The sequence below is a fragment of the Paracoccus aminovorans genome (assembly GCF_900005615.1).
Taxonomy (GTDB): domain Bacteria; phylum Pseudomonadota; class Alphaproteobacteria; order Rhodobacterales; family Rhodobacteraceae; genus Paracoccus; species Paracoccus aminovorans.
Genome location: NZ_LN832562.1, coordinates 737501 through 740381 on the forward strand (window position 1 = coordinate 737501; position 2881 = coordinate 740381).

5 protein-coding genes (1 of these 5 only partly in view) are annotated in these 2881 nt (G+C 73.8%); all 5 read right to left on the reverse strand.

The annotated features are described in order from the left end of the window. Tightly spaced (at most 51 nt apart), the 5 genes in view from JCM7685_RS19435 to JCM7685_RS19455 form a layout consistent with a single transcriptional unit that may run on beyond the window. Nucleotides 1-251, reverse strand: the beginning of a protein-coding gene (locus tag JCM7685_RS19435) for an acetyl-CoA C-acyltransferase (protein WP_170849008.1). 934 nt of this gene lie to the left of the window's left edge; the window shows 251 of its 1185 coding nt (coding positions 1-251); it begins with the start codon at nucleotides 249-251; its stop codon lies beyond the left edge, outside the window. Nucleotides 252-276: 25 nt separating this feature from the next. After that, nucleotides 277-1044 carry an SDR family NAD(P)-dependent oxidoreductase gene (locus JCM7685_RS19440; RefSeq protein WP_100526168.1) on the reverse strand — a complete coding sequence of 256 codons (768 nt, stop codon included), beginning with the start codon at nucleotides 1042-1044 and terminating at the stop codon, nucleotides 277-279. 31 nt (nucleotides 1045-1075) lie between these two features. Continuing rightward, nucleotides 1076-2059 carry a MarR family transcriptional regulator gene (locus JCM7685_RS19445; protein WP_074966618.1) on the reverse strand — a complete coding sequence of 328 codons (984 nt, stop codon included), beginning with the start codon at nucleotides 2057-2059 and terminating at the stop codon, nucleotides 1076-1078. 51 nt (nucleotides 2060-2110) lie between these two features. Next, complete coding sequence (locus JCM7685_RS19450; protein WP_074966619.1) at nucleotides 2111-2527, reverse strand: type II toxin-antitoxin system VapC family toxin; 417 nt, start codon at nucleotides 2525-2527, stop codon at nucleotides 2111-2113. Beyond that, entirely contained in the window at nucleotides 2524-2763 is a 240-nt protein-coding gene (locus JCM7685_RS19455; protein WP_074966620.1) for an AbrB/MazE/SpoVT family DNA-binding domain-containing protein, read from the reverse strand. The genes JCM7685_RS19450 and JCM7685_RS19455 overlap by 4 nt, the downstream gene beginning before the upstream one ends. Nucleotides 2764-2881 lie beyond the last annotated feature (118 nt).

The window sequence follows — 2881 nt, forward strand, 5'->3', positions numbered from 1 at the left end:
GTCGTCGCCCCCGCCGCCGCCGGCAGCCCCGCCGCCAGCGCCGCCTGCCGGGCCGGGGCCTGGCCCTGGCCGGCGGCCAGCACGCAGCCCATGAAGATCTCGTCCACCGCCCCGGGGTCGAGCCCGCCGAACGCGGCCCGAATCGCGGTCGCGCCAAGCTGCGCCGCCGGGACGCTAGCGAAATCGCCCTGAAAGCCGCCCATGGGCGTGCGGGCCGCGCCCGCAATGACGATCGGATCCTTGTCCATGATCTCTCCCTCCTGTTTCGGGGACGCGCTATTTCGGTGCCAGGCGCAGCGCGCCGTCCAGCCGGATGACCTCGCCGTTCAGCATCGGGTTCTCGACGACATGGCGCACCAGCGCCGCATATTCCTCGGGTCGGCCCAACCGCGGCGGAAAGGGCACGGTGCCGGCCAGGCTGTCCTGCACCTCCGCCGGCAGGCCGGCCATCATCGGCGTGGCGAACAGACCCGGCGCGACCGCCATGACCCGGATGCCGTGCCGCGCCAGTTCCCGCGCCGCCGGCAGGGTCAGCGCCGCGACGCCGCCCTTCGAGGCCGCATAGGCCGCCTGCCCGATCTGCCCGTCATAGGCCGCGATCGAGGCGGTGTTGACGATCACCCCGCGCGCGCCGCCCGGGTCCGGATCGTTCCGCGCCATCGCCTCCGCCGCCAGCCGCAGCATGTTGAAGGTGCCGACCAGATTGACCTCGACCGCGCGGGCGAAGCGCTCCAGCCCGTGCGGCCCCTCGCGGCCCAGGATCCGCTCGCCCACAGCCACCCCGGCGCAGTTCACCAGCACGTCCACCCGGCCGAACGCCTCCACCGCCGCGGCCACGGCGGCCGCACCCTGCTCGGCGCTGGCGACGTCGCAACGCCGGAACAGCGCCGCCGCGCCCAGGTCGGCCGCCATCGCCGCGCCCGCCTCGGCGTTCACGTCCAGAAGCGCGGCCCGCGCCCCCGCGCCCACGGCCATCCGGGCGACCGCCGCGCCCAGACCCGACCCCGCGCCGGTGACCAGAAACACCTTCTCCTCGATCCGCATGCATCCCCCTCCAAGGCGTCGGACCCCCAGCCTAACCCGCCAGCACCCACAGCCGAAAGCGCCGGCCGCCGGTGATCTCGCGCGCCAGCCCCAGGTCGCGCAGCCGCGCCAGCAGCCGCTCGGCGGTGTCGCGGCTGATGCCGGTCGCCTCTTCCAGCATCGCCGCGCTCAGGATCGGATGCGCCGCCAGCGCCCGGACCACCCGGGCCGGGTTGTCGCCCTTGATGCGCGCCACCGCGGCCAGCGCCCGCGCCTGCCAGCCGGCGACCCGCGCCAGTTCGTGCCCGGCATCGACCGCACCGGCCGCCGCCGCCGCCAGTTGCCGCGCCATCCGCTCGACCGGCGTGCCGCCGTCCACCCAGACCCCGCGCCCGTGCCGGCCCAGAGGCACGAAACGCAGCGCCTCGCATCCCTCGGCCATGGCGCGCGCGGTCCAGACCGCCGGCTCGGCCAGCACCTCGGGACCCGAAAGGCCGCACAGCCGCCACAGCACCCGCAGCGCCGGTGCCCGCGCCAGCGGCGCGACCCCGGAAAGCCCCGCCGCCATGGCCTGGAACTCGGCGGCGGCGGCGTCGAAGTCCCGGCCGGTCGGCCGCGCCGCCAGCCGGTCGTCCAGCCCCGCCACCTCGGCCCGGTGCAGCCCCAGGAAGACGCGCAGATCGCCCGGATCGCCCTGCCCTTCCAGCCGCCGCAACCCCCAGCGCGCCAGCCGCATCGCCTCCAGGTCGGCGCCGGCGCGTGCCTCCATCAGGTCGCGGCCGATCTCCTCGCGCCGCAGCGGCAGGCCCTGCGCCCAGAGCATCGCCTCGATCTCGATCAGCGCCAGCCGGGTGACCGCGCCGGCCCGCGCCTCGGCCGGCAGCGCCGCCACTGCGCCCTCCAGCCGCCCCAGCGCGAAGCTCGCGCGCGCCAGATCGCCCGCCAGCCGCTCCTGCGCGGCCAGCCAGTCGCCAGCATCGAAAAGCTGGCGCCCAGGCACCTGCGCGTGATAGGATGGGTCCGGCGCCAAGGGCATGTTTCCCGACCTGCAAAAAGCCTTATCCGCAGAATTAACAGGTTTTGCGGTCTACTTCCAGTCTTCCGGAGCGATCACCTCCAGCCGGGGAAAATAGGTCGCATAGCGGCCGCGGTCGCGGGTCAGCAGCCGATAGCCGCGGATCGCGGCATGGGCGCCGATATAGAAGTCCGGCAGCGGAGAGCGTCGCGCGCCCCCGCGCTTGCGATAGGTCAGAAAGGCCTTGCCGGCCAGAAAGGCGGCCGGCCAGGGCAGAGCCTCGCGGTGAAACACGTCCTCGGGCAACAGCGCCTCCAAGGTTTCGATCCGGGCATGGGCCACCGACAGTTCGGCATAGATCAGCGGATTGATGACCAGCCGCGCGCCCTGCCCCAGCCGGGCCAGCACCCGCATCGACCAGTCGCCCCAGACCGGATCGTCGGTGGCAAGGTCGATCAGCACGTTGGAATCGACCAAGACCGGCGTCATCCGCGGGTCAGCGCCAGGATCTCGTCGGTGGTCAGGCCGGCATCGGCGCTGCCGCGCAGCCCGGTCAGCGTGGCCTCCAGCCGGCGGCTGCGGCTTTCGCCCGCCTGCCCGGCCGCCACCACCCGGACCACGCCGTCGCCGCCGATCACGAACTCGACCTCAGTGCCGGGCTGGAAGCCGGCATAGTCGCGGACCTCCTGCGGGATGGTGACCTGACCCTTGACGGTGATGCGCATGGATGATTCCCCCGTGGTATTACCAAAAGTAATACCACCGGTGCCAGCTGTCAAGCGCCTCCCAACCTTCCCCGCGGGGAAGCGCCCTGCCCCGCGCCGGGCTTCCCCGCGGGGAAGC

Coding starts and splice junctions, on each gene's coding strand:
- JCM7685_RS19440 (WP_100526168.1), bottom strand. CDS start 1,044: ATGCGGATCGAGGAGAAGGTGTTTCTGGTCACCGGCGCGGGGTCGGGT.
- JCM7685_RS19445 (WP_074966618.1), bottom strand. CDS start 2,059: ATGCCCTTGGCGCCGGACCCATCCTATCACGCGCAGGTGCCTGGGCGC.
- JCM7685_RS19450 (WP_074966619.1), bottom strand. CDS start 2,527: ATGACGCCGGTCTTGGTCGATTCCAACGTGCTGATCGACCTTGCCACC.
- JCM7685_RS19455 (WP_074966620.1), bottom strand. CDS start 2,763: ATGCGCATCACCGTCAAGGGTCAGGTCACCATCCCGCAGGAGGTCCGC.